Raw genomic sequence first — 22,537 nt, 5'->3', positions numbered from 1 at the left:
GCCGAGACTCTCCTCACATGGCACACCCTGTCCAGGTGATCCTTTTTGGAGTCGCACCGGGGGTAAGAGGCACAATAGATCCGTGCCTCTTACCCCCAGCACCGCTCGCGACCACGACAGGCAGATCCTCCGGCTGGCCGTACCGGCCTTCGGAGCGCTCGTCGCCGAGCCGCTGTTCCTGTTGACCGACACCGTCATCGTCAGCCACCTGCCGGCGCCCGCGCTCGGCGCGCTGGGAGTGGCGAGCACCGTGCTGAGCGTCCTGGTGGGGCTGTGCGTGTTCCTGGCCTACGGGACGACGGCGGCGGTGGCTCGGCAGATCGGTGCGGGAAACACCCGGCGGGCGATCCAGCAGGGGGTGGACGGCCTCTGGCTGGCGGTCGGGGTCGGGCTGGCGGCCATCGCGGTGGTGTGGCCGCTCGCGCCCTTCCTCGTCCAGGTGATCGGCGCCGAGGGTGAGCTCGCCCGGCAGGCGGTGACCTACCTGAGGATCAGCCTGCTGGGCGTTCCGGCCATGCTGCTCGTCCTGGCCGGAACCGGTGTGCTGCGCGGCATGCAGGACACCACGACCCCGCTGCTGGTCTCCGTCGGGTCGTTCGCGCTCAACGCACTGCTCAACCTCGCGTTCGTGCTGGGCCTGGGCTGGGGCATCGCCGGCTCGGCCTGGGGCACGGTGCTGGCCCAGTCGCTCGCCGCCGCGGTCTATCTCGTCCTGGTGTTCGGGCGGCACCGGGCACGGCTCCGGCCCGATCTGCCGGGCATCCGGGCGGCGGGCTCGGCCGGGATCGCCCTGATCATCCGTACGGCGTGCATGCAACTGGTGCTGACCGTCGCCGCGACCGTGGCCACCCGCATGGGGGACCACCAGATCGAGGCTCACACGGTCGCCCTGCGGATCTGGACCCTGCTCGCCTTCGCGCTGGACGCCATCGCCATCGCCGGACAGGCCATCACCGGCCGCACCCTGGGCGCCGGTGACGTGGCGGGGACCCGGGCGGCGACCCTGCGGATGGTCATGTGGGGGATCGGCTCGGGGGCGGTGTTCGGGCTCGTGGTGATCGTGGCCAGGCCGTTCGTCCCCGCGCTGTTCGACGTCGGCCCGGCGGTGGCCGGGCCGTTGCTCGACCTGCTCTGGGTGATAGCGCTCCTGCAGCCGATGGCGGGGGTGGTGTTCGTGCTGGACGGAGTGCTGATCGGCGCCGGTGACCAGCGCTACCTCGCCTGGGCGGCGCTGTGGACGACCCTCGCCTACCTGCCCGCGGTGCTCCTGGTGATCGTCGCCGGGAGCGGCCTGGTGGCGCTCTGGCTGGCGCTCGGGGTGTGGATGGCGGCCCGGTTGGTCACGTTGGGACTGCGCGCGTACGGCGGTACGTGGCTGGTGATCGGTGCGTGACCAGGCGGTGTCCACCACGTAATCGGCTACCTCTTGTCCGGCGCAACCCCCTGCGTCACTGTGGACAAGTCCGGCAATACGGGTGTTTAACCCCCATGATTGGGTCGCGCCATGCCCAAAGGCACATCTCTGTCCATCGTGCGCCGCCTGCCACCGAGTGAGGCCACCGAACGGTGGACCGGCGCGCGCCATGGACTACCCAAGGCCTACGGCCGCATGGACCTCATCGTGCTGGGCGTCGGCGTCATGATCGGTGCGGGCATCTTCAGCATCGCCGGCCGCCAGGCGGCCACCATGGCCGGACCCGGCGTGATCCTCTCCTTCATGGTCGCCGGGATCACCAGCCTGCTCGTCGCCTTCTGCTTCGCGGAACTGTCCTCGGCGATGCCGGCCTCGGGCAGCGCGTACACCTTCACCTACGTCATCTTCGGCGAGGTGTGGGCATGGCTCGTCGGCTGGGCCCTGCTGGTGGAGTTCCTACTGGCCGCGGCGGTGGTGGCCCGCGCCTGGTCCCTCTACGCCGCCCAGTTGCTCGCCGACCTCGACATCCGTCTGCCCCGCCCGCTGGCCGCCGTCACCGGCCAGGCCGAGGGGTTCGACCTGTTCGCACTGTTGATCCTGGTACTGCTGACGGCCGTGGTGGCACTGGGCGCCCGGATCGGCCTGCGGACTCTGTGGATCATCGTGATCGCCAAGCTGTTGGCCGTCGGCGCGGTCATCGTGGTGGGCGCCACCCACTTCGACCAGCGGAACCTCTCGGCCATCCCGGTGCCGTCCGCTCCCGCCGAGACGGCGGCGGACACCCTGCACTCGTCACTGCTCGGCATCCTTTTCGGCCAGACGAGCGCGTTCGGCTGGTTCGGCATCTTCGCCGCCTCCGCGGTCATCGCCTTCGCCTACATCGGGTTCGACGTCGTGGCCACCGCGGCCGAGGAGGCCGAGGACGCCCCCCGATCGGTCCCGCGAGGGATCATCCGCAGTCTGGTGATCACCACTGTCATCTACCTCGCGGTCGCGGTGGTGATGGTCGGCATGATCTCCTACGACAGGATCGACACCAAGGCTCCGCTCGCCAACGCCTTCCGCCAGGCGGGCGAGGGCTTCATGGTGCACGTCATCAACATCGGCGCGGTTCTCGGCCTCACCACGGTCATCCTGGTGATGCTCGTCGGCCTGACCCGCGTGATGTTCTCCATGGCCCGCGACGGGCTGATCCCCCGTTCGCTGGCGAAGATCAATCGGCGCTATCACAGCCCGACCCGGATCACCCTGCTCCTTGGCGTTCTGGCGATCCTGCTGGCCGAGTTCGTGCCGGTGCTCACCCTCGAATCGCTGGTCGTGATCGGCACCCTGTCCGTGTTCATCGCCGTGGCCGCCGGGGTGATCAGAATGCGGCAGACGATGCCCGACCTGCCCCGGGGCTTCCGCGTCCCGCTCTCCCCCGGCGTGCCGATCGTCTCGATCGCCGCCTGCCTGTGGCTGCTGGTGAACCTCCAGGTCATCACCTGGCTGTACTTCGGCGCCTGGATGGCCTTCGGCGTGCTGGTCTACCTGGCGTACGGCAGGCGCCACAGCGTGCTCGCCGGGCTCCGGTCACCGGCCGGCCCGCCCACCTCCGAACTCCACGGCGAGAACCGTGGCCGGCATCGCCGCTGAGGGGCCGGATCCGGAGGGCACCGGGCCGTCATACCGAAAGGGCTCTTCCCCGGCGGGGGAAGAGCCCTTGTCACGCGAGCGGTCAGACCGCGACGACCTCGACACCGAGGGCGGCGGAGACCTCCGGGTGCAGCTTGACGCTGACCTGGTGGGAGCCGAGGCTCTTGATCGCGGGAGCGATCTCGATGCGACGGCGGTCGAGCAGGGGGCCACCGGCGGCCTTGACCGCGTCGGCGACGTCGCCCGTGGTGATGGAGCCGAAGAGACGACCGGACTCGCCGGCCTTCGTCTTCAGGACCACCTTCAGGGCCTTGAGCTGACCGGCGACTTCCTTGGCGGTGCCGAGGTCGCGGATCTCGCGGGCGTCACGGGCCTTCTTGATCGAGGCGATCTGCTTCTCGCCGCCGCGCGTCCACAGGATCGCGAAGCCACGGGGGAGCAGGTAGTTGCGGCCGTAGCCGCTCTTGACCTCGACGATGTCGCCGGGGGCGCCGAGGCCGGTGACCTCACTGGTGAGAATGAGCTTCATCTGTCCGACCTCCTTAGCGCGCGGTGCTCATGTACGGCAGGAGCGCCATCTCACGAGCGTTCTTGATAGCGGTCGCCACGTCACGCTGGTGCTGGGTGCAGTTGCCCGTCACCCGGCGAGCACGGATCTTGCCGCGGTCGGAAATGAACTTCCGGAGCAGCGCCGTGTCCTTGTAGTCGACGTAGGAGATCTTGTCATGGCAGAACAGGCAAACCTTCTTCTTAGGCTTGCGCAGTGCCGGCTTGGCCATCGTGGTGCTCCTTTCAGAGCCCCGCCGCGAGGCGGGAATGGTCGCTGCGGATATGGACTGGTGTGGGGATGCGATCCCCGGCCGCCCCGGAGGACGGCTGCCTGGACCCGGGTCTAGGAGGACCGGGAAGGCCTAGAAGGGCGGTTCGTCGCTGAAGTCGCCGCCACCGAAGTTGCCGCCACCCTGCGGCTGACCGCCGCCGCCACCGAAGTTGTTGCCACCGCCGCCGCCGAAGCCGCCACCCTGGGGGGCGGCGGGCGCCGCGGAGGCCCACGGGTCGCTGGCAGGGCCGCCGCCGAAGCCGCCGCCACCGCCGCCACCCTGACGGGTGGTCTTGTTGACCTTGGCGGTCGCGCTCTTCAGGGAGGGGCCGACCTCGTCGACCTCGACCTCGTAGACCGTGCGCTTCTCGCCTTCCTTGGTCTCGTAAGACCGCTGACGCAGCCGTCCCTGAACGATGACCCGCATGCCGCGCTGGAGACTCTCGGCGACGTTCTCCGCCGCCTGCCGCCATACGTTGCAGGTCAGGAACAGGCCTTCGCCGTCCTTCCACTCGTTGGTCGTCTTGTCGAGGAACCTCGGAGTGGACGCGATGCGGAACCGGGCCACAGCTTGCCCCGTGGGGGTGAACCGCAGCTCCGGGTCGTCGACAAGATTGCCGACGATGGTGATCGTGGTGTCGCCTGCTGCCATGGCTAGCGCTGCCCTTCCTGCGGCTTAGCTGGTTATCGGCTCAGAGTACGGCTGACGTCCGACAAAAGCCGGGAGTTAGTGCGCGTCCGGGCGAAGGACCTTGGTACGCAGGATGCCCTCGTTGAGGTTCATCTGGCGGTCGAGCTCCTTGACCGTGGCGGGCTCGGCGGTCAGGTCGATGACGGCGTAGATGCCCTCGGGCTTCTTGGCGATGTCGTAGGACAGCCGGCGACGGCCCCACACGTCGACCTTCTCCACGCTGCCGCCGTCATTGCGGACCACCGTGAGGAACTGGTCGAGGGAAGGGGCCACCGTACGCTCATCGAGCGAAGGGTCGAGAATGACCATCATCTCGTAACGACGCATGCTGGCTTCCAACCTCCTCTGGACTCTTGCGGTCACGACACCGTGCCGTGACAGGAGGACGCTGACGTTTTCACCGTGGACGCCCATTTCGGCGACCGTGGTGGAGGGCGGGCATTAACACGCCCAGGCAACGCAGCCGTGCCAGCCTACCAGGCTGTCAAGGGTTGGGCGGTCGCCTCGCCGGGCACCTCCCTAACAAGGAAAAGGGGGGTGGTGGGGGATGGCGCGCGCGTCTCGACCCACCGGGGGCCGGCTGTCCCGGATGAGGCTGAACAGCGACGGGCGGAGGCACCCCGTACAGAACATCCTGAGCGTCGTCACGCTCGCCTGCGGGGTGGTGGCCTTCGTGACCGCGTTCATCCCGAGCGCGCACGCGATCGCCGCCTGGTTCGGGGTGGTGGGATTCGTCGGAGGTCTCTTCTCGCAGTACGTCTCGGCCACCACGGCGGAGCGCTCACTGAACATCGTGGGCATCGTGGCCTCGTTCGTGGGCGTGGCCTTCGGCATCTACCACGGCGGTTTCTACCCCTGAGCCGACCGGCCCGGCGAGACCGGCGGGGCATGGGCCGGGAAGGCCACGCCCGGGCCGCTAACCGCCGATCCGCAGGTCCACGCCGAGGAGGACGAGGAACCAGAGGAAGACCGCCAGCAGCGCTTCGGCGACGTCTCTCAGAAGTTTGGGAGTGATGTAGTCGTACACCCAGGCCACGTAGAGGCCGACCAGGATGTAGATCAAGCCGATCAGGCTGATCCCTCTTCGGTACATATCAACTCCTTGCGTCAGCCCGCCGGGGAGCGGGATGGGGGGGCGCGCCGTCCGACTGCCCGGAAGAAGCGCCCCGAAACGGCTAGGCTCGAACACATGCCGCGTATCGGAGCCCATGTCGACTCAGACGACCCACTGGCCGCCGCCAGGGCGCGCGACGCCGAGGTCGCGCAGTTCTTCCTCGGCGATCCCCAGGGCTGGAAGGGCCCCGTCATCGGCGAGGAGGCCCGGAAGATCGGGGATTCCGACGTGGACGTCTACATCCACGCGCCCTACGTGATCAATGTGGCCACGGCCAACAACCGGATCCGCATCCCCAGCCGCAAGCTGCTGAGCTCGAACCTCGCGGCGGCGGCGGAGCTGGGCGCCAAGGGTCTGATCGTGCACGGCGGGCACGTGAGCGCCGGTGACGACCCGCAGCAGGGGTTCGACAACTGGCGCAAGGTGTTCGAGCGCCTGGAGGAGCACCCGGTCCCGGTGCTCATCGAGAACACCGCGGGCGGCGGCAACGCGATGGCGCGCAGGCTGGAGCGCATCGCCCGGCTGTGGGACGCCCTCGACGGCTTCGACGTGGGCTTCTGCCTGGACACCTGCCACGCGCACGCGGCCGGCGAGGAGCTGGCCGACGTGGTCGAGCGGATCATGGCCGTCACCGGCCGGATCGACCTGATCCACTGCAACGACTCGCGTGACGCCGCGGGCTCGGGCGCGGACCGGCACGCCAACCTCGGCGCGGGGCAGATCGACACCGAGCTCATCCTCGCGGTCTGCCGGAGCGCGGACGCGCCGATCGTGGTGGAGACCCCGTCCGCCGGTCAGGCCGAGGACATCGCCTTCCTCAGGAAGAACCTTTGATCCACAGCCTGTGGATAACTTTTCTGGATTACTCCGCGCCACGAGTGGGTAAGGAGAGTCACCCGACCCAGGCACCGTTCATGAAAGTCAGCGTGTTGAGTGCCATCAGCGGGCCGACCACCAGCGCGTAGCCGACGATCACCCACCGTCTCCAGCGCGCCCCGGGGGTGCTCGCCCGTGCGAGGAGCAGGAAGAGCGGCCACCACAGCAGCGCCGAGCGCGGGATCGACAGGTAGTAGGCGGAGCAGACCAGGGCGCCCACCTGAAGCCCCACGTAGACGAACTCGCTCCACCGCCGCAGGTAGAGCAGGACCAGCACGAGCCCGACCCCGACGACGGCTCCGGCGATCTCCAGCCGGAACGCCCAGGCGAACTGTCCGTCCGCCATGGCCGAGTTCCAGGTCGTGACCAGCGACTCCCACGGCCACACCAGGTGCCGGCCCCAACCGGCCTCCTGGGCGTGCTTCCACGCCAGCCAGTCACCGCTCCGGCTGTAGTGGTAGGCCGAGTAGAGCACCAGCGGCACGAACGGCGGCACCAGCCAGCCGGCCCGCCGTACGGGCTGCCGCCTGGTGAAGAACTCCACGATCAGCGCGAAGGCCAGGAACAGGCCGGTGATCCGCATGCAGGAGGCGCCCGCCGCGAGACCCGCGGCCAGCGGCCAGCGCCCCTGGCGCGCCGCCAGCCAGGCGGGGATCGCGAAGGCCAGGAACAGGGCCTCGCTGTACCCGGCGAACAGGAACACCGACATCGGCCAGAGCAGCAGTGCCAGCACCGCGCGCCAGCCCGCTCCCGGCGGCCCCTCGAACTCGGCGAGCCCGGCCAGCGCCGCCATCGCCACGGCGCCCGCCACGAAGGAGATGAGCAGCCCGGCGAGCGTCCAGTCACCCACCACGAGATGTACCGCGCGAAGCGCCAACGGCATCCCCGGGAAGAACGCGGGCAGGCCCCTGTCCGGCTCGGCGGCGGGGTCCCCGCCGTAGCCGTGCTGGGCGATGGTGATGAGAAGGTGCGCGTCCCAGTGCTTCCAGCGCTCCAGGAACGGTACGGCGGCCGCTCCCCCGGAGACGGCTCCGGCCCCCACGACGGCGAGGACGACGATTCCCAGCCGGGAGCTCAGCCAGAGCGCCAAAGCCTCCATGGCGGTGCCGCGTGGAGGTTCGAGGGGGGTGGTCATACGGTGGAATTGTGGCGGATCCTCCAGCAATCTGGCCAGTCGGGAATATCTGATGTTGAGAAATATCAGTGGATTGCTGGCTCCGTGCGGCCGGCGTCCGGATCGCCATCGGCCAGGGCACCGGACCGGAGCCGGCCGAGCCGGAACCCGGAGGGTGTGAGGAGGAAACGGTCGGGGGCGCCGTCGAAGACGCCGCCGATCCGGTCGTCGCTCCCGTCCCGCCGGATCACGTCCCCGTCCGGCCTGAGGATGTCGCGCACGACGAGCCCCATCATGATCAGGATGGTGATCGCACGGCCCCACACGGCGGTGAAGTAGGTGTCCCCGCTGATGCCCAGCGCCTCGTTGCCCGGCTGGATGCCGACCAGGTAGAGCCAGATCGCGAAGAAGTACCAGCATTCGGCGACCTGCCAGAGCGCGATCGCCTTCCAGTTGGGCCGGGCCAGCACCGCGAAGGGGACCAGCCAGAGCACGTACTGCGGCGACCACACCTTGTTGGTCAGCATGAACGCGGCCAGGGTGAGGAAGCAGAGCTGCATCAGCCGGGGCCGGGTCGGCGCGGTCAGGGTGAGAACGGCGACCGCCAGGCAGAAGGCGCCCAGCGACACGACGCCCAGCATGTCGAGCCGGTCGGCGTCACCGAGGATCGGCCACTGCTTCTGACCGAAGAAGTACCAGATCGAGCCCCAGTCGGCGGGGCGCTCCTGGCTGAAGACGTAGAACCGCTTCCAGCCGTCGAAGGCGACCAGCATGACCGGCACGTTGACGAGGAGCCAGATCCCGGCCGTGCCCCCGACCATCTTGAGGAACGGCCGCCATCTGCCGGTCCGCAACGTCAGCAGGAACAGCGGGCCCAGGAACATCAGCGGGTAGAACTTGGTGGCGATCGCCAGGCCCAGCAGGACGCCCGCCAGCCACTGCCGCTGCTTGGACCAGGCGAGCAACGCGCCCAGCGCCAGGGCGCCTGCGGCCAGGTCCCAGTTGATGTAGGCGGTGAGGACCAGCGCGGGGGCCAGGGCGTACCAGAGCGCGTCCCAGCGCCGGGTGGGCCCGGTCAGCGCGGCCATCAGCAGGACGCCGACGACCAGGCAGAGGGCCATCAGGATCACGGTCAGGTCGTAGAAGGCCGTCGCGGGGTCCTGCATGGGCGTGACGATGCGGCGGAAGAACTCCATGATCCCGCCGATGCCGACGGGATACTCCACCGGATAGTCGAGATAGGGGACCTTGCCGTCACTCAGCTTCTCGCCCCACCACAGCGGATAGATGTCGGTGTAGCAGAAGTTCGTGAACTGCAGGGTCCCGTTGCCCCACGCCCCGCCGAAGCGGCAGGGCCACTTCCACAGGTAGGCGAGCACCGCCCCCAGCCCCGCGAACAGGGCCAGGGGGATGTACGGCACCGCCCGCGCGCCGAGGTCCGACCACGCGCTCGGAGCCGGCTGGAGACTCTTCATCAGGGGCGCCGCCCGGACGGCCCGGGCCTGGGCTCCGGCGCGAACCCCGGGTCCGGAACGCCGCCGGCGTTCCCGATGTCACCGCCGCCCTCGCCGCCACCGAGGTCCTCGGGCACGCCGGTGTCCTCTCCGGAGGTGTCACAGGTGATGTCCCCCGGCACGCAGCTCTGGTCGTCGGGCGTGGTGGTCTGGTCGCCGGTGTCGTCGGGCCAGCCGTCGTCCCCGGGGCCGTCGGTATCGAACGGGTCGGGCGTCGGCGTCGGGCTGGGCGTCGGCTTGGGCGTGGCCAGGTTCTCCTGCTGACCGGCGTTCGCCCTCGGCGGGAACTGCTCGACCGGGTCCTTGGCGGTCGCCAGGGCCATGTAGTCGTGCCAAATCTGGGTCGGGGTGCCGCCACCGCCGATGAAGGAGGGCATCGGCTCCTCGGCCCAGGCCACCGACTTGGCCTTCGTGCTGGGCTGGCCGTACTTGTCGACCTTGAGGGGGCGCCTTCCGGACGCGCCGACCGGCTTGTTGTAGGGCACGTCCTTCGACATGCCGACCGCGGTGACGAGCTGCGGGGTGAAGCCGACGAACCAGGCGTCCTTGAAGGAGTTGTTGGTGCCGGTCTTGCCCGCCACCGGGCGCACGCCGAGGTTGGCGACGGTGCCGGTGCCGGTCTTGACCACGGCCTGGAGCGCGACGATCGAGTCGGCCGCCGCCTCGGGGCTGATGACCTGCCGCTCGTTGAGCTGCTCCCGCACCATGACCACTCCGTCGGGGTCGACCACCTTGATGACGGTGTGCCAGTCGGTGTGCTTGCCCTCGTTGGCGAAGATCGAGTAACCGGCGGCCTGCTCGACCGGGGTGACCGAGGCGACACCGATGGTGGTCTGGTACTTCTGCTCCTCGACCGCGTAGTCCACCGCGTTCAGGCCGCGGTAGGCGGGGTTCTTCTTGGCCTCCTCGCCGACGCCGGCCTCCTTGGCGACCTTGGCCACGTTCTCCAGGCCGACCTTCTCCCCCATCTGGGCGAAGACGGTGTTCACCGAGTCGGCCATCGCCTTCACCATGTTGATCGGCCCGTACGGCGCGACGTGGGAGTTCCCGATCTCGGTGGTGCCCGGCATCTTGATCTTCGAGACGCCGTCGACGTAGCTGTCCAGCGAGTAGCCCGCCTCCAGCCAGGCGGCGAGCACGTAGGGCTTGAACGCGGACGCGGCCTGCTTGGGCGACTCGAACGCGCGGTTGTTGAAGCCGTGCAGGAAGTCGTCGCCGCTGTAGAAGGCGACCACCCGGCCGTTCTTGGGGTTCACCGAGGCGATGCTGGCGTGGATGGTGTGCTCCAGGTTGGCGGTGCGGGCCTGCACCACCTTCTGGGCGTCCTCCATCTTCTTCTTGTCGAAGGTCGTGTAGACCTTCAGCCCCTTGGTATCCAGGTCCTTCTTGGTGATGCCGCTCTTGGCGAGCTCCTTCTCCACGATGTTGAGCATGTAGCCCCGGAGACCCCGGTAAAGCTCGGTGACCTTGACCTTCTCGAACTTCAGCTTCTCGAAGGGGGTGGCGGCGTACTTGCCGTACGCGCCGGGGTTCATCTCCGCCATGTTGTGCAGCGCGGCGGTGTAGCGCTCCTTGGTGGCGGCGAAGTTGCCCTTCTGCTCAAGGACGTCGAAGCTGGTCGGGTTCTGGATCCGGCCGGCGAGGTAGGCGGCCTCGGGCGGGGTGAGCTTCCAGACGTCCTTGCCGAAGAAGACCTTCGCGGCGGCCTGAATGCCGTACGCGCCGCGACCGAAGTAGATGGTGTTCAGGTAGCGCGAGAGGATCTCGTCCTTCGGCAACGTTTTGCTGATCTTGATGGAGACGAAGATCTCCATCACCTTCCGCTTGACCGACACATCCTTGGTGAGGCCGTCGTAGTAGTTACGGGCCATCTGCTGGGTGATGGTCGAGGCGCCCTGGAGCTGCGCACCGGTCGCGGTGCTCCAGACCGATCGCGCGATGCCCCCGAAGTCGATGCCGCTGTCGGTGCGGAAGGTCTTGTTCTCCAGTGCGATCACCGCGTCCTGGACGTGGTCGGGGATCTTGTCGATCGTCACCGGGGTGCGCCTGGTGCCCATCCGCGCGATCGCCGTCTTGCCGTCGGCGTAGTAGATGACACTGCCCCGGTCGTCCGCGTCCGCCTGCACATTCGCCGGGACGGGCGTGTTGACGTAGGCGACCGCGATCATGCCGAAGACGCCCGCCGCGAGGACCGTGAAGCTCGCCACCACGATCTTCCAGTTGGGCAGGAACCGCTTCCATCCGCGGTCGTCCGGCTCGTCCTCGTCCTCGGGCCCGCGTCCGCCGGGGCCGCCCGGCCCGCCGGAGCCCGGCTGTCCCTCGGGACCGGGACCGGGACCGGGGCCGCCCGCGCCGCGCCCGCCCCGGGCCCGCCGCCGCCCGCCCGGACCCGCGCCTGAGGCGCGCTCGCTCCTCGCCTGGGCGGCGAGCATGGCCTGGGTGTCCTCGAAGGCCGCCTCGGGGCGCCTGCCTCCGGTCGGGTCGGTGTCCTGCCGGCGCACACCGGTCTCCCGGGAGTCACGCCCGGCGCCCTGGGGCGGTTGCCCGCCGGCCCGCGGGGCGGATCCACCGGCCTGCGGCGGCCGTACGGCCTCCCGGGGGTCGCGGCCGGCGCCCTGCGGGGGCCGTCCGCCGCCTTGAGGCGCGCGGCCGAAGTCCCGGGGATCGGGACCCACGCCCTGCGAACGCCCCTGCGGCTGCGCCTGGGGCGATCTTCCACTCATGTCACCGGTTTGGGAGGATTGGGACGGGGGCACTGCATGGGGAGCGGCGCCTGGATCCGAGCGACGGCGCCGTCCCTGGCGGGCCGACGCGTCAGGAGCCTGGCGGCGTCCGTCCGGCTCCGGGTCATGGCTGTGGTTGTAACTCACGCGTCCTCGTTCGGTCATCGGGGTCTACGACGGCGTGCTGGCGGGTGAGATTATCTCCGCTGCGCGGAAGATCTCACTGCCTTGGCTGACTGGTAGCCGACTTCTTCGGGTGGATCTCCATTTCCGAGGACGGATGAGACCCGCGGGTGGTTCCGAGAACAACCTTGGCAGACCTCTCCCACCCGAACGTGGGATTCCCCGTATTGGAAGGCGGTCCCGACCGTGCGGGGGCGATGACCCACCACCGTTCGCTGTGACCACATAGGCGTCACACTACGGCTTTTTACCGTTTGCTCCCAACCTCTTGGCAAAGTCATTAATTGCAGAGATATGTTGGTTCGACGTATCCTCAAGATGTATCGGCTCGATACATCGACGCGAGAGGTGGTGGTTTCCGGTGGCCGGCGGACGTGGCGGAGTGCTGGAGCTCGCCGTGCTCGGGTCGCTGCACGAGACCCCGTTACACGGCTATGAGCTGCGCAAACGACTCAACGCTCTGCTCGGCATGTTCCGAGCCTTCTCCTACGGTTCCCTCTATCCATGCCTGCGCCAGCTGCTGACCGACGGGCTCATCGTGGAGGACAGCGCGTCCTCCACCGCCCCTGCCCATGCCGAGAGCCCCATAACGCTCACCGGCCGCCGGTCGAAGATCGTCTACAAGCTGACCGCGGAGGGCAAGGAGCGGCTACAGGAGCTGCTCACCCAGGCGGGTCCCTCCGCCTGGGAGGACGAGAGTTTCGGGGTCCACTTCGCCTTTTTCAGGCACACCGAGGCCGAGGTGCGCCTGCGCATCCTCGAAGGACGCCGCAGCCGGCTGGAAGAGCGCCTCGACGGCGTGCGCACGGCGCTCGCCCGCACGAGGGAGCGGCTGGACAGCTACACCCTCGAACTGCAGCGTCACGGCCTGGAGTCGGTCGAACGCGAAGTGCGTTGGTTGAATGAGCTGATCGCCACCGAACGGCGAGGCTCCTCGGCCGACGAAGAGCGGCATTCCACAGAAGGTTCCACGCAAGAGGAAATATCCCGGGCGTCCGCGCCCGGAGCGGATGACACGGAGCGGCGTATCGCTCCGGAAGACGACAACTGACCATTCAGAGCAAGGGGAGCGAGTGCCATGGGTTCGGTGCGCGTAGCCATTGTCGGTGTTGGCAACTGTGCCACGTCGCTCGTGCAGGGCGTGCATTACTACCGGGACGCCGACCCCGGCGCCCGGGTGCCGGGCCTGATGCACGTCAAGTTCGGCGACTACCACGTCGGTGACGTGGAGTTCGTCGCGGCGTTCGACGTGGACGCCAAGAAGGTCGGGCGTGACCTGTCCGAGGCGATCGTGGCCTCGGAGAACAACACCATCAAGATCTGCGACGTGCCGCCGGTGGGCGTGACCGTGCAGCGTGGCCACACCTTCGACGGCCTCGGCGAGTTCTACCGCGAGATGATCGAGGAGTCCGACGAGGCCCCGGTCGACGTCGTCCAGGTCCTCAAGGACGCCCGGGTCGACGTGCTCGTCTCCTACCTGCCCGTCGGGTCGGAGGAGGCCGACCGCTTCTACGCCCAGTGCGCCATCGACGCCAAGGTCGCCTTCGTCAACGCGCTGCCGGTGTTCATCGCCTCCAACCCGGAATGGGCCCAGAAGTTCACCGACGCCGGTGTCCCGATCATCGGCGACGACATCAAGTCCCAGGTCGGCGCGACCATCACGCACCGGGTGATGGCCAAGCTGTTCGAGGACCGCGGTGTCGAGCTGCTCCGCACCTACCAGCTCAACTTCGGCGGCAACATGGACTTCATGAACATGCTGGAGCGCAAGCGCCTGCAGTCCAAGAAGATCTCCAAGACCCAGTCGGTCACCTCCCAGATCCCCCACGAGATGGGCAAGGCCGACGTGCACATCGGCCCGTCGGACCACGTGCCGTGGCTCGACGACCGCAAGTGGGCCTACGTCCGCCTGGAGGGCAAGTCCTTCGGCGACACCCCGCTGAACCTGGAGTACAAGCTGGAGGTCTGGGACTCCCCCAACTCCGCCGGCATCATCATCGACGCGGTCCGCGCCGCGAAGATCGCCCTGGACCGGGGCATCGCCGGACCGATCCTGTCGGCCTCCTCCTACTTCATGAAGTCCCCGCCGGAGCAGTACTCCGACGACGAGGCCCGCGAGTATGTGGAGAAGTACATCCGCGGTGAGGTCGAGCGCTGACCCCCTGCGCAGGCGAAAGGAGCCCCGCCCGTCAGGGTGAGGGCTCCTTCTCCATCTGGGCTTCTCCGTCCGGGTTTCTCCGTCAGGGCCCGCTCGGTCCCCGTCCGGGACCGCTCGCCTTCTCCGCCCGGGCCCCGCTCAGCTCTCTGACCGGGCCCGTTCTGCTTCTCCCGCCCGGGCTCGCTCGGCTTCCCCGTCCGGGCCCCGCTCAGCGGGCGGCGGCGGGGAGGCCGGCAGGGTCGGCGACCGGCCAGCCGAGCGGGTCGGCTCCGAGCTCGACCAGCTGGGGAACCTGCTCGCGGCACCACGGGGAGATCGCCAGGGTGCCGTCGACCACCCCCTCGGTGAACTCCTTCCACGGCATCCAGCGCACGTCCTCGACCTCGTCGGGGTTGGGCACGGCGCCGGAGCGGGCGGACACCCGGTAGACCGGGCAGAGTTCGTGCTCGACGATCCCGCTGTCCATGACCGCCCGGTAGGAGAAGCGCGGCAGCAGCAGGTCGACCGTGCCGACCCTCAGGCCCAGCTCATGGGCGAGGCGCCGGACCACCGCCTCCGGCATGGGTTCGCCGGGCAGAGGGTGGCCGCAGCAGCTGTTGGTCCACACGCCGGGCCAGGTGATCTTGTGTGACGCCCTGCGGGTGAGGAGCACCCGTCCCTGGTCGTCGAACACGTAGCTGGAGAAGGCGAGGTGCAGGGGGGTGTCCGGACCGTGCACGACGGCTTTGGCGGCCGTGCCGATCGGGTTTCCCTCGGGGTCGACGAGCACAACGTGTTCATGAGACGTCACTCAACCGAGGGTACGTGATCATGTCGGCCTGTCATGCCTGATCAGCCTTAGATCATGAAAGGTGGGGAATGTCCATTCGTAGATCTCAGGGATGTTCCCGATGTCCCCTCAGGGCCGCCGCGCGTAGGCTGAGCGCGTGTCCTTCGTATCCGATCTACGCGTGGTCCTTGAGGGGCGGGATTTCCGGCGGCTGTTCGGCACCCGCCTGGTCTCACAGTTCTCTGACGGGATCTTCCAGTTCGCCGTAGCCGGATTCGCCTTCTTCAGCCCGGAGAAGAGCACCAGCGCCGTCGAGATCGCGGCCGGGCTGGCCGTACTGCTTCTCCCCTACTCGATCCTGGGGCCCTTCGTGGGCGTCTTCATCGACCGCTGGTCCCGGCGGCAGATCCTGGTGATCGCACCGCTGGTCCGCGGGGCCCTGCTGCTGCTGGTGGCCGCCGCGCTCGTCGCCGACACCCCCGACGCGGTCTTCTACGCCATCGCGCTCGCCGTCCTCGGGGTGAACCGCTTCTTCCTGGCCGCGCTGGGAGCCTCGCTCCCGCACGTCGTCCCCGCCGACCGGCTGATGGTGGCCAACGCGGTCACCCCCACCTCCGGGACCGTGGTCACCTTCCTGGGCATGGGCGTCGGCTACCTGCTCCGGCTGGTCTTCGGGGCGGACCACACCGGTACGGCGGTGCTGCTGGTCGCCTCCGGCGTCGTCTTCGGGCTCAGCGCACTCATCGCCAGGACCATGGACAGGCAGCTGCTCGGCCCGGCCCACGACCCGGACCGGCCGCAGACCAGCGAGGCCATGCGCCGGGTGCTGGGCGATCTGGCCGACGGCGCGCGGCACCTCGTCCACCGCCGGAGTGCCGCCGCCGCGATGGGGGCGCTGGCCGCCCACCGGTTCATGTACGGCATGTGCACGGCGATGCTGGTGCTGCTGTCGCGCTACTACTTCGCCGACAGCGCCGAGGACGCACTGAACGCGGCCACCCTCGTGGTCGCCACCTCCGGGGTCGGTTACGCCCTGGCCATCGTGGTCACGCCGTGGGCCACCGAGCGCTTCGGCATCGAGAGATGGGTGCCGGCCATGCTCGCCACCGCCGGGGTGCTGACGTTCGCGTTCTGCGCGCCGTTCCAGCAGTGGGGCTTCGCGGTCGCCGGCTTCGTGCTCGGCATCACCGGGCAGAGCATCAAGATCTGCGCGGACACGAGCGTCCAGCGCGACGTCGAGGACGCCTACCTCGGCCGGGCCTTCTCGATCTACGACATGCTCTTCAACGGCACCTACGTGCTGGCCGCGGCCCTGGCCGCGATGCTGCTCCCGGCGAACGGCAGGTCGATGGCGGTCCTCGGGCTCATCGTCGCCGGCTATCTGGGCGGCGCGGTGCTCTACCGGCTGGTCGCGCCGCCCCGGACGGCCGAGCCGCTGCCGTCGTGATCTTCTCCGGCCCGGGTCACTCTCCCGGTCCGGGAAACAGCCCGTTCTCGTGGGCCCAGACGCGCAGGGCCTCGGCGGCGGCCTCCTTGCCGAGGACGCCCTTGTCCAGGCGGAGATCCAGGAGGAACTTGTAGGCACGGCCGACGACGGGGCCCGGGGACACGCCGAGGAGCTCCTGGATCTCGTTGCCGTCGAGCTCGGGACGGATCTTGCCGAGCTCCTCCTCGTCGGCCAGCCGGACGATGCGCTCCTCAAGCTGGTCGTAGGTCCGGGACAGGGCCTGGGCCTTGCGCCTGTTGCGGGTGGTGCAGTCGGCACGGGTCAGCTTGTGCAGGCGTTCGAGCAGGTGCCCGCCGTCGCGGACGTAGCGGCGGACGGCCGAGTCGGTCCACTCGCCGGTGCCGTACCCGTGGAAGCGCAGGTGCAGCTCCACCAGGCGGGACACGTCGGCCACGACGTCCTTGGGGAACTTCAGCTCCGACATGCGCTTTCTGGCGAGCTGGGCGCCGACCACCTCGTGGTGGTGGAAGGAGACGCGCCCGCCGGGCTCGTGGCGGCGGGTCTTGGGCTTGCCGACGTCGTGCAGGAGGGCAGCCCAGCGCAGGATGCGGTCGGGGCCGTTCTCCTCCAGGTCGATCGCCTGCTCCAGCACGATCAGCGTGTGCTCGTAGACGTCCTTGTGCCGATGGTGCTCGTCGATCTCCAGGCGGAGCCTGGGCAGCTCGGGAAGGACGTGTGCGGCGAGGCCGGAGTCGACGAGGATCCTGAGCCCCTCGCGGGGGTGTTCGCCGCAGATCAGCTTGTTCAGCTCCTCGCGGATCCGCTCCGCGGAGACGATCTCGATCCGCTCGGCCATCGCGCTCATCGCGGCGAACGCCGCCTGGTCGACCGTGAATCCGAGCTGGCTGGCGAACCTGGCGGCACGGAGCATCCGCAGCGGATCGTCGTCGAAGGACCGCTCCGCGGGGCCGGGCGTGCGCAGCACCTTGGCGTGCAGGTCGTCCAGGCCGCCGTGCGGGTCGACGAACTCGCGGGACGGCAGGCGCAGCGCCATCGCGTTGACCGCGAAGTCACGCCGGGCGAGATCGCCCTCCAACGTGTCCCCGTAGACCACGTCGGGTTTGCGCGAGGAGGCGTCGTAGGACTCGCTCCGGTAGGTGGTGATCTCCAGCAGCCAGTTGTCCTTGCGCACGCCGACCGTGCCGAAGTCGATGCCGATCGTCCAGACGGAGTCGGCCCAGTCGCGGATGAGCTCCAGGACCGTCTCCGGCCGGGCGTCCGTGGTCAGGTCGAGATCGTTGCCGATCCTGCCGAGGAAGACATCACGGACGGAACCGCCCACCAGGGCGATCTGGTAGCCCCGTGCGGCGAACAGTTCGCCGAGTTCGTCGGCCACGGGCGCGATTTTTCGGAACAGCTCGCTCATGCCGTGCCGCTGACTCTCAGACAGATTTGAAAGGGACAAGCCGGGTAGGTCCTTCGGTTACGGAACATGTTCCCCTGGGGGGATACACCTGAAGCGATCACCAGGTTACGGTCAGTCAAGAGACCGTCGGGGCCGTGCGTCGAGGCAAGGAGCACGTACATGAAGGACGCCCTCGCGATCCACCGCTGGCTCCTCGCACACCAGGTCCACCATGAGATCGTACGCCTTCCGCGCGCGATGACATCCGTCGACGAGTTGCCGGAGCTGCTGTGCGCGAGACCGGCGACCTGCGTGGAGGTGACGGTCTTCGAGGTCACGACCCGGATCGGCCGGGAACACATCGCCGTCGCCGGCACCGTGGGCTCTCCTCCCCAGCCCGGCCTGGTCGGCGGCGTCCTGGGCGCCCGCCGGGTCCGTCTCGCCTCGGCCTTCACCGTGAATTCCGTCACCGACTACGCCGCCGGGCTGATCTGCCCGCTGCTGCTGCCCGCCGGGCTGACCGTGCTGGTCGACGAGCGGCTCACCGGAACCTCCGGACTTGTTCACACTCCCACCGGAGAACGGCACACGGCACTGCGGATACGGGCCGATCACCTGCTCACACTTGTCTCAGGGAAGCCCATTGACCTAGTCCATTCCCGGTCACGGAGGGAGCCGACGACCTTTCCCCTCGCTGGATAGGCCATAGCATTACGGGCGTGCGCCGTACTCCACCCATGGCCGGCACGTGATCAACAAGGCCACTCCGCTCGCCGTGCTCACCACCACGCTGCTCCTTCTCGCGGCCGTGGTCCTTCCGGCGACGGCAAACGCCCGGACGACCACGGCGAGCCGCCAGAGCCCCCAGCTCGTGGTGGAGGCGATGAGTCCGGACGTGCCCCGCGAACCGGCCACCGAGGTCAGCGTCTCCGGCTCCTTCACCAACACCGGCACCGAGGCTCTCACCGGCCTGCGGATCCGGATGCGCTACTCGTCCCAGCCGTTCGCCCGGCGTGCCGACATGCAGGCCTACCAGAACGGCGAGCTGCCCCAGCCGACGGCCTGGCGTGCCCAGAGCTACCTCCAGCCGCCGAGCCTCGCCCCCTCGGCGAAGGCGCCGTGGCAGTTCGACTTCACCCCGCAGCAGCTCGGGATCACCCGGTTCGGCGTCTACCCGGTCGCGATCGAGGTGCTCGATCCGCTGGGCCAGCAGCTCGCCATCCAGCGCACCTTCGTGTCCTACCTGCCCAAGGACGTCAAAGTGCCGCGGACCAGGCTCGCCATGGTCCTGCCGATCATCGACCAGCCGCGCAGGGCCGATGACCGCACCTTTCTCAGCGACGGCCTGTCCGCCTCGCTGACCGCCGGGAAGCGCCTCGGCAACCTGCTGAAGATCGCCCAGGACACCGCCTCGGCCAAGGGCCTCACCTGGCTCGTCGAACCTGCCCTGCTCGACGACGTCCGGGCGCTGAGCCGGGCGCACACGGTCGAGACGAAGGGCAAGACCGAGAACCGCCCGGCCAACGCCGCGGCCGCCACCTGGCTCGGCGCTCTCCGTACGGCTCTCGCCAAGCCTCCGGTCGTGGCCACCCCGTACGGTGACCCCGACGTGACCGCCCTCGCCCACAACGGCGTCGACACCATCGTGAGCACCGGCATCTCGGCGGCCAGGATCATCGCGAAGGAGACCCTCGGCCGCGACGTCGTCACCGAGGTGAACTGGCCGGTCAACGGGCTGCTCGACTACGACGGGCTGGACCTGCTGGCCACCGGCGGCGTCCGCTCCGTGCTGCTGAGCGAGCCGAGCCTGCCACCGACGACTCCGACAGCTCCGACGACTCCGACGACGACCCCACCGGCCACCACGCCCGGCACCACGCCCGACGCCACGGCGACCCTGCAGAGCGTGGACGGACCGGTCACCGCGATGGTCGCCGACACGGCGCTGAGCGAGATCCTCGGCGCGGAGACCTCGACTCCCGGCGCGGCCCTGCTCAACCGCCAGAGGTTCATCGCGGAGACCGCGATGATCAGTTCCGAGCCTGTCACCACCGCCCGGACCGTGATCGCCGTGCCGCCCCGGCGCTGGGACCCGGACCCGGCCTACGTGACCGATCTGGCGAAGACCGCCGCGGCCCTGCCGTGGCTCGCCCCGACCACGCTCGGCGCCGTCAAGCCGGGCAAGGGCGTTCCCACGCCGCGGGCCGACCTCACCTACACCGACCAGGACCGGCGCAAAGAGCTCGGCAAGCCGTACATGACGAGTGTGAAGCGGGTCGGCGCCCGCGCCGACCTGACCGCCGCGGTGACCACGGACCAGGACATCGACGTGTTCGACCTGGCACTGCTCCGGCTCGCCTCCTCCGCCTGGCGGGCCAGGGACGAGGCCGCGACGCCGTACGTCAAGCGGGTCGCGAGCGCGGTCGACGAACGGACCGGGAAGATCTCCATCACCGGTACCGAGCAGTCCCAGATCCGCACGCTGGCCGGCAAGAACGGCGAGGTGCCGATCACCGTCCACAACGGACTGGGCCAGGACGTCGACGCCAACGAGGTCACGGTCCGGCTCAAGGTGACCTCGGACCAGCCCGGCATGCTGCAGATCGAGAACTACGAGGCCCAGAACGAGTCGATCACCATCAGGGGCGGCCAGAACCGCACCATCCGGGTCCCGATGACCGCGATGACGACCTCCGGCGGCCAGATCACCGTGGCGGTCCAGCTCACCACCGAGGACGGCCGGAAGTACGGCAAGCCCGTCGAGCTGACCGTGCGCACCACCGGCTACACCGGGATCGCGCTGGTGATCGTCGGTGCCGCCCTCCTGGTGATGCTCGCAGCCGTCGTCCTGCGCGTCCTGCGCCGCCGGGGAAGCCGCCGTACCTCGGCGGCCACCGTTCCGCCGAGGCGCGCGGGCGCGCCGGCCGGCACCGAGTCCTGAGCACCGGAAAAGCCGGCGGAGGAGAACGAGATGAGCAAGGTCCTGCGGGCAAGCGCGATCATGGCGGCGGGCACGATGGTCTCGCGCGTCACGGGTTTCGTCCGTACGGCGATGCTCGCCGCGGCGATCGGCACCGCCTATCTGGGCGACGCCTACAACGTGGCCTACGCCATCCCGTTCATCCTGCTCGACTTCCTCATCACCGGGATCCTGAGCAGCGTCGTCGTCCCAGCGATCATCAAGCGGCAGAAGAGCGACCCCGACGGAGGCCGGGCCAACGAGCAGCGGCTGATGACCCTCGCAGCCGTCACGCTGACCGTGGTGGCGATCCTGGCGGTGCTGCTCGCCCGGCCGCTGATCAGCCTCTACAGCGCCGACTGGAACGCCAGGAAGATCGAGGTCGCGGTCACCCTGGCGAAGTACATCCTCCCGCAGATCGCCTTCTTCGGCGTCGGAGCCATCGCCGGGGCGATCCTCAACACCCGCGACAGGTTCGGAGCCCCCATGTGGGCGCCGGTGCTGAACAACATCGTGATGATCTGCGTCCTGGTGGCCTACTACCTGATGCTCGGCGACGCGGGCGCGGACCTCGACAGGGTGACCGACACCGACCTCGCCGTGCTCGGCCTGGGCACCACCGCCGGGATCGTGGCCCAGTGCCTGGTGCTGGTCGTCTCGCTGCACCGGGTGGGCTTCCGGTTCGTGCCCAGGTTCGACCTGCGCAACGCCGGGCTCGGCGAGATGGGCCGGACCGCCGCCTGGACGTTCGCCTACGTCGGCATCAATCAGATCGGGTTCCTCGTCACCACCAGGCTCTCCGCCGGCGCGGGCGAGACGACGCCCGGAGCGGGAAACTCCGCCTACACCTTCGCCTTCCAGTTCTTCCAGCTCCCCTACGGGATCATCGCGGTCTCGGTGATCACCGCGATGCTGCCACGGATGAGCCGGGCGGTGCACGAGGGGCAGCTCGACTCGGTCCGGGGCGAGTTCTCCTCGGGCGTGCTGCTGGTGTCGGCCCTGATGGTGCCCGCAGGGCTGCTGCTGATGGTGCTCGGCCCCGCGGTGACCGTGCTGATCTTCTCGTGGGGCAACATGACCGTCGACTCGGCCGTCTACATCGGCAACGTGCTCCAGGTCTTCGGCCTGGCGCTGGTGCCTTTCTCGATCTTCCAGCTCCTGCTGCGTGTCTTCTACTCCTTCGGCGACACCCGCACGCCGGTCTTCATCGGTGCCGGCAACACCGCGCTGAGCATCGCGCTCAGCGTCGTCGCCTACTTCACCCTTCCCGCCGAATACGTCGTCATGGGCCTGGCCCTCGCATTCACGATCACCTACGTGGTGGGCACCGGGGTGGCCTGGGCCCTCGCCAGCCGGCGCGTGCACGGCCTGCAGGGGCGTGTGGTGGCGGCCGGGCTGTCCCGGATGTTCATGGCCGGCCTGCCCGCCGCGCTGGCCGCGCTCGGTGTGTTGTGGATCACGCAGGAGACGACCGATCTGCACGCGCTCAGTGCGGCCATCATGCTCGCCGCGGGCGGCGGTCTCGGTATGGTGCTCTATCTGGTCATCGCGCACCGGATGCGCATCCCGGAAGTGAGTTCGATCGTTGGAATGGTCGCAGGCCGGGTAGGCCGGTAACCCCAAGACTTGTCCCAAGCGTCTGACAAGACGAACACGGGCGGAACCGGCGCGGGACTACCATGGTGCGACGCGTGTGACGACATGCGGCTAATGGA

The 22,537-nt window shown here is 69.0% G+C and carries 20 protein-coding genes; 10 read left to right on the top strand and 10 right to left on the bottom strand.

The genetic code is table 11. The annotated features are described in order from the left end of the window. Positions 1-82: 82 nt before the first annotated feature. Both OHA77_RS21150 and OHA77_RS21145 read left to right on the top strand, forming a co-directional pair. A complete protein-coding gene (locus tag OHA77_RS21150) occupies positions 83-1,393 on the top strand; it encodes an MATE family efflux transporter (RefSeq protein ID WP_406311302.1) in 1,311 nt (436 codons plus the stop codon). Positions 1,394-1,504: 111 nt separating this feature from the next. Beyond that, positions 1,505-3,049, top strand: a complete 1,545-nt coding sequence (locus tag OHA77_RS21145) for an APC family permease (protein WP_406311301.1) — start codon at positions 1,505-1,507, stop codon at positions 3,047-3,049. Between the two features lie 82 nt (positions 3,050-3,131). Here the strand turns inward: OHA77_RS21145 and rplI are convergent, their stop codons facing one another. The 4 genes from rplI to rpsF form a co-directional block, all read right to left on the bottom strand. Next, positions 3,132-3,578 (bottom strand): 50S ribosomal protein L9, encoded by a 447-nt coding sequence (gene rplI / locus OHA77_RS21140; RefSeq protein ID WP_326826575.1) that lies wholly within the window; start codon positions 3,576-3,578, stop codon positions 3,132-3,134. 13 nt (positions 3,579-3,591) lie between these two features. After that, entirely contained in the window at positions 3,592-3,828 is a 237-nt protein-coding gene (gene rpsR, locus OHA77_RS21135; RefSeq protein WP_012895699.1) for a 30S ribosomal protein S18, read from the bottom strand. Positions 3,829-3,960: 132 nt separating this feature from the next. Further along, positions 3,961-4,521: a single-stranded DNA-binding protein gene (locus tag OHA77_RS21130; RefSeq protein ID WP_406311300.1), complete on the bottom strand. Its 561-nt coding sequence runs from the start codon at positions 4,519-4,521 to the stop codon at positions 3,961-3,963. A 75-nt stretch (positions 4,522-4,596) separates the two neighbouring features. After that, positions 4,597-4,887, bottom strand: coding sequence for a 30S ribosomal protein S6 (gene rpsF, locus OHA77_RS21125; RefSeq protein ID WP_406311299.1), 291 nt, complete (start codon positions 4,885-4,887; stop codon positions 4,597-4,599). 262 nt (positions 4,888-5,149) lie between these two features. On the opposite strand from rpsF, the gene OHA77_RS21120 reads away from it, so the two are divergent. Further along, positions 5,150-5,419, top strand: a complete 270-nt coding sequence (locus OHA77_RS21120) for a hypothetical protein (protein ID WP_326826578.1) — start codon at positions 5,150-5,152, stop codon at positions 5,417-5,419. Positions 5,420-5,476: 57 nt separating this feature from the next. Here OHA77_RS21120 and OHA77_RS21115 read toward each other — a convergent pair whose 3' ends face one another. Continuing rightward, positions 5,477-5,653: a hypothetical protein gene (locus tag OHA77_RS21115; protein ID WP_326826579.1), complete on the bottom strand. Its 177-nt coding sequence runs from the start codon at positions 5,651-5,653 to the stop codon at positions 5,477-5,479. Positions 5,654-5,749: 96 nt separating this feature from the next. Between OHA77_RS21115 and OHA77_RS21110 the strand changes: the two genes are divergently transcribed. After that, positions 5,750-6,508: a deoxyribonuclease IV gene (locus tag OHA77_RS21110; protein WP_326826580.1), complete on the top strand. Its 759-nt coding sequence runs from the start codon at positions 5,750-5,752 to the stop codon at positions 6,506-6,508. Positions 6,509-6,566: 58 nt separating this feature from the next. Here OHA77_RS21110 and OHA77_RS21105 read toward each other — a convergent pair whose 3' ends face one another. The 3 genes from OHA77_RS21105 to OHA77_RS21095 form a co-directional block, all read right to left on the bottom strand. Beyond that, on the bottom strand, positions 6,567-7,685 hold the full coding sequence (locus OHA77_RS21105; protein WP_326826581.1) for a hypothetical protein: 1,119 nt from the start codon (positions 7,683-7,685) through the stop codon (positions 6,567-6,569). Between the two features lie 65 nt (positions 7,686-7,750). Continuing rightward, positions 7,751-9,139 (bottom strand): glycosyltransferase family 87 protein, encoded by a 1,389-nt coding sequence (locus OHA77_RS21100; RefSeq protein WP_406311298.1) that lies wholly within the window; start codon positions 9,137-9,139, stop codon positions 7,751-7,753. Then, complete coding sequence (locus OHA77_RS21095; protein WP_406311297.1) at positions 9,139-11,901, bottom strand: transglycosylase domain-containing protein; 2,763 nt, start codon at positions 11,899-11,901, stop codon at positions 9,139-9,141. The genes OHA77_RS21100 and OHA77_RS21095 overlap by 1 nt, the downstream gene beginning before the upstream one ends. A 544-nt stretch (positions 11,902-12,445) precedes the next feature. On the opposite strand from OHA77_RS21095, the gene OHA77_RS21090 reads away from it, so the two are divergent. Both OHA77_RS21090 and OHA77_RS21085 read left to right on the top strand, forming a co-directional pair. Then, entirely contained in the window at positions 12,446-13,135 is a 690-nt protein-coding gene (locus OHA77_RS21090) for a helix-turn-helix transcriptional regulator (protein ID WP_406311296.1), read from the top strand. A 27-nt stretch (positions 13,136-13,162) separates the two neighbouring features. Continuing rightward, the gene (locus OHA77_RS21085; RefSeq protein ID WP_326826585.1) at positions 13,163-14,242 is read left to right on the top strand and encodes an inositol-3-phosphate synthase; all 1,080 of its coding nucleotides are present in this window, start codon (positions 13,163-13,165) and stop codon (positions 14,240-14,242) included. A 208-nt stretch (positions 14,243-14,450) separates the two neighbouring features. On the opposite strand, the gene idi is transcribed toward OHA77_RS21085, so the two are convergent. Continuing rightward, entirely contained in the window at positions 14,451-15,032 is a 582-nt protein-coding gene (idi, locus tag OHA77_RS21080; RefSeq protein WP_326826586.1) for an isopentenyl-diphosphate Delta-isomerase, read from the bottom strand. 136 nt (positions 15,033-15,168) lie between these two features. On the opposite strand from idi, the gene OHA77_RS21075 reads away from it, so the two are divergent. Then, entirely contained in the window at positions 15,169-16,458 is a 1,290-nt protein-coding gene (locus OHA77_RS21075) for an MFS transporter (RefSeq protein WP_406311295.1), read from the top strand. A 16-nt stretch (positions 16,459-16,474) separates the two neighbouring features. Here the strand turns inward: OHA77_RS21075 and OHA77_RS21070 are convergent, their stop codons facing one another. Continuing rightward, on the bottom strand, positions 16,475-17,884 hold the full coding sequence (locus OHA77_RS21070; RefSeq protein WP_406311294.1) for a CCA tRNA nucleotidyltransferase: 1,410 nt from the start codon (positions 17,882-17,884) through the stop codon (positions 16,475-16,477). A gap of 159 nt (positions 17,885-18,043) precedes the next feature. On the opposite strand from OHA77_RS21070, the gene OHA77_RS21065 reads away from it, so the two are divergent. From OHA77_RS21065 to murJ, 3 genes are read left to right on the top strand one after another with little or no spacing between them, the layout of a single operon-like run. Beyond that, on the top strand, positions 18,044-18,565 hold the full coding sequence (locus OHA77_RS21065) for a YbaK/EbsC family protein (RefSeq protein ID WP_326826589.1): 522 nt from the start codon (positions 18,044-18,046) through the stop codon (positions 18,563-18,565). Between the two features lie 46 nt (positions 18,566-18,611). Beyond that, on the top strand, positions 18,612-20,804 hold the full coding sequence (locus OHA77_RS21060) for a hypothetical protein (protein ID WP_406311293.1): 2,193 nt from the start codon (positions 18,612-18,614) through the stop codon (positions 20,802-20,804). A gap of 30 nt (positions 20,805-20,834) precedes the next feature. After that, positions 20,835-22,439: a murein biosynthesis integral membrane protein MurJ gene (gene murJ / locus OHA77_RS21055; protein ID WP_406311292.1), complete on the top strand. Its 1,605-nt coding sequence runs from the start codon at positions 20,835-20,837 to the stop codon at positions 22,437-22,439. The last annotated feature ends 98 nt before the right edge of the window (positions 22,440-22,537 follow it).

It is taken from the genome of Streptosporangium sp. NBC_01639 (assembly GCF_045209755.1).
In the GTDB taxonomy this organism is placed as follows: Bacteria; Actinomycetota; Actinomycetes; order Streptosporangiales; family Streptosporangiaceae; genus Streptosporangium.
The sequence above is the reverse complement of the archived record's forward strand: the minus strand, read 5'-3'. Positions and strand labels throughout refer to the sequence as shown.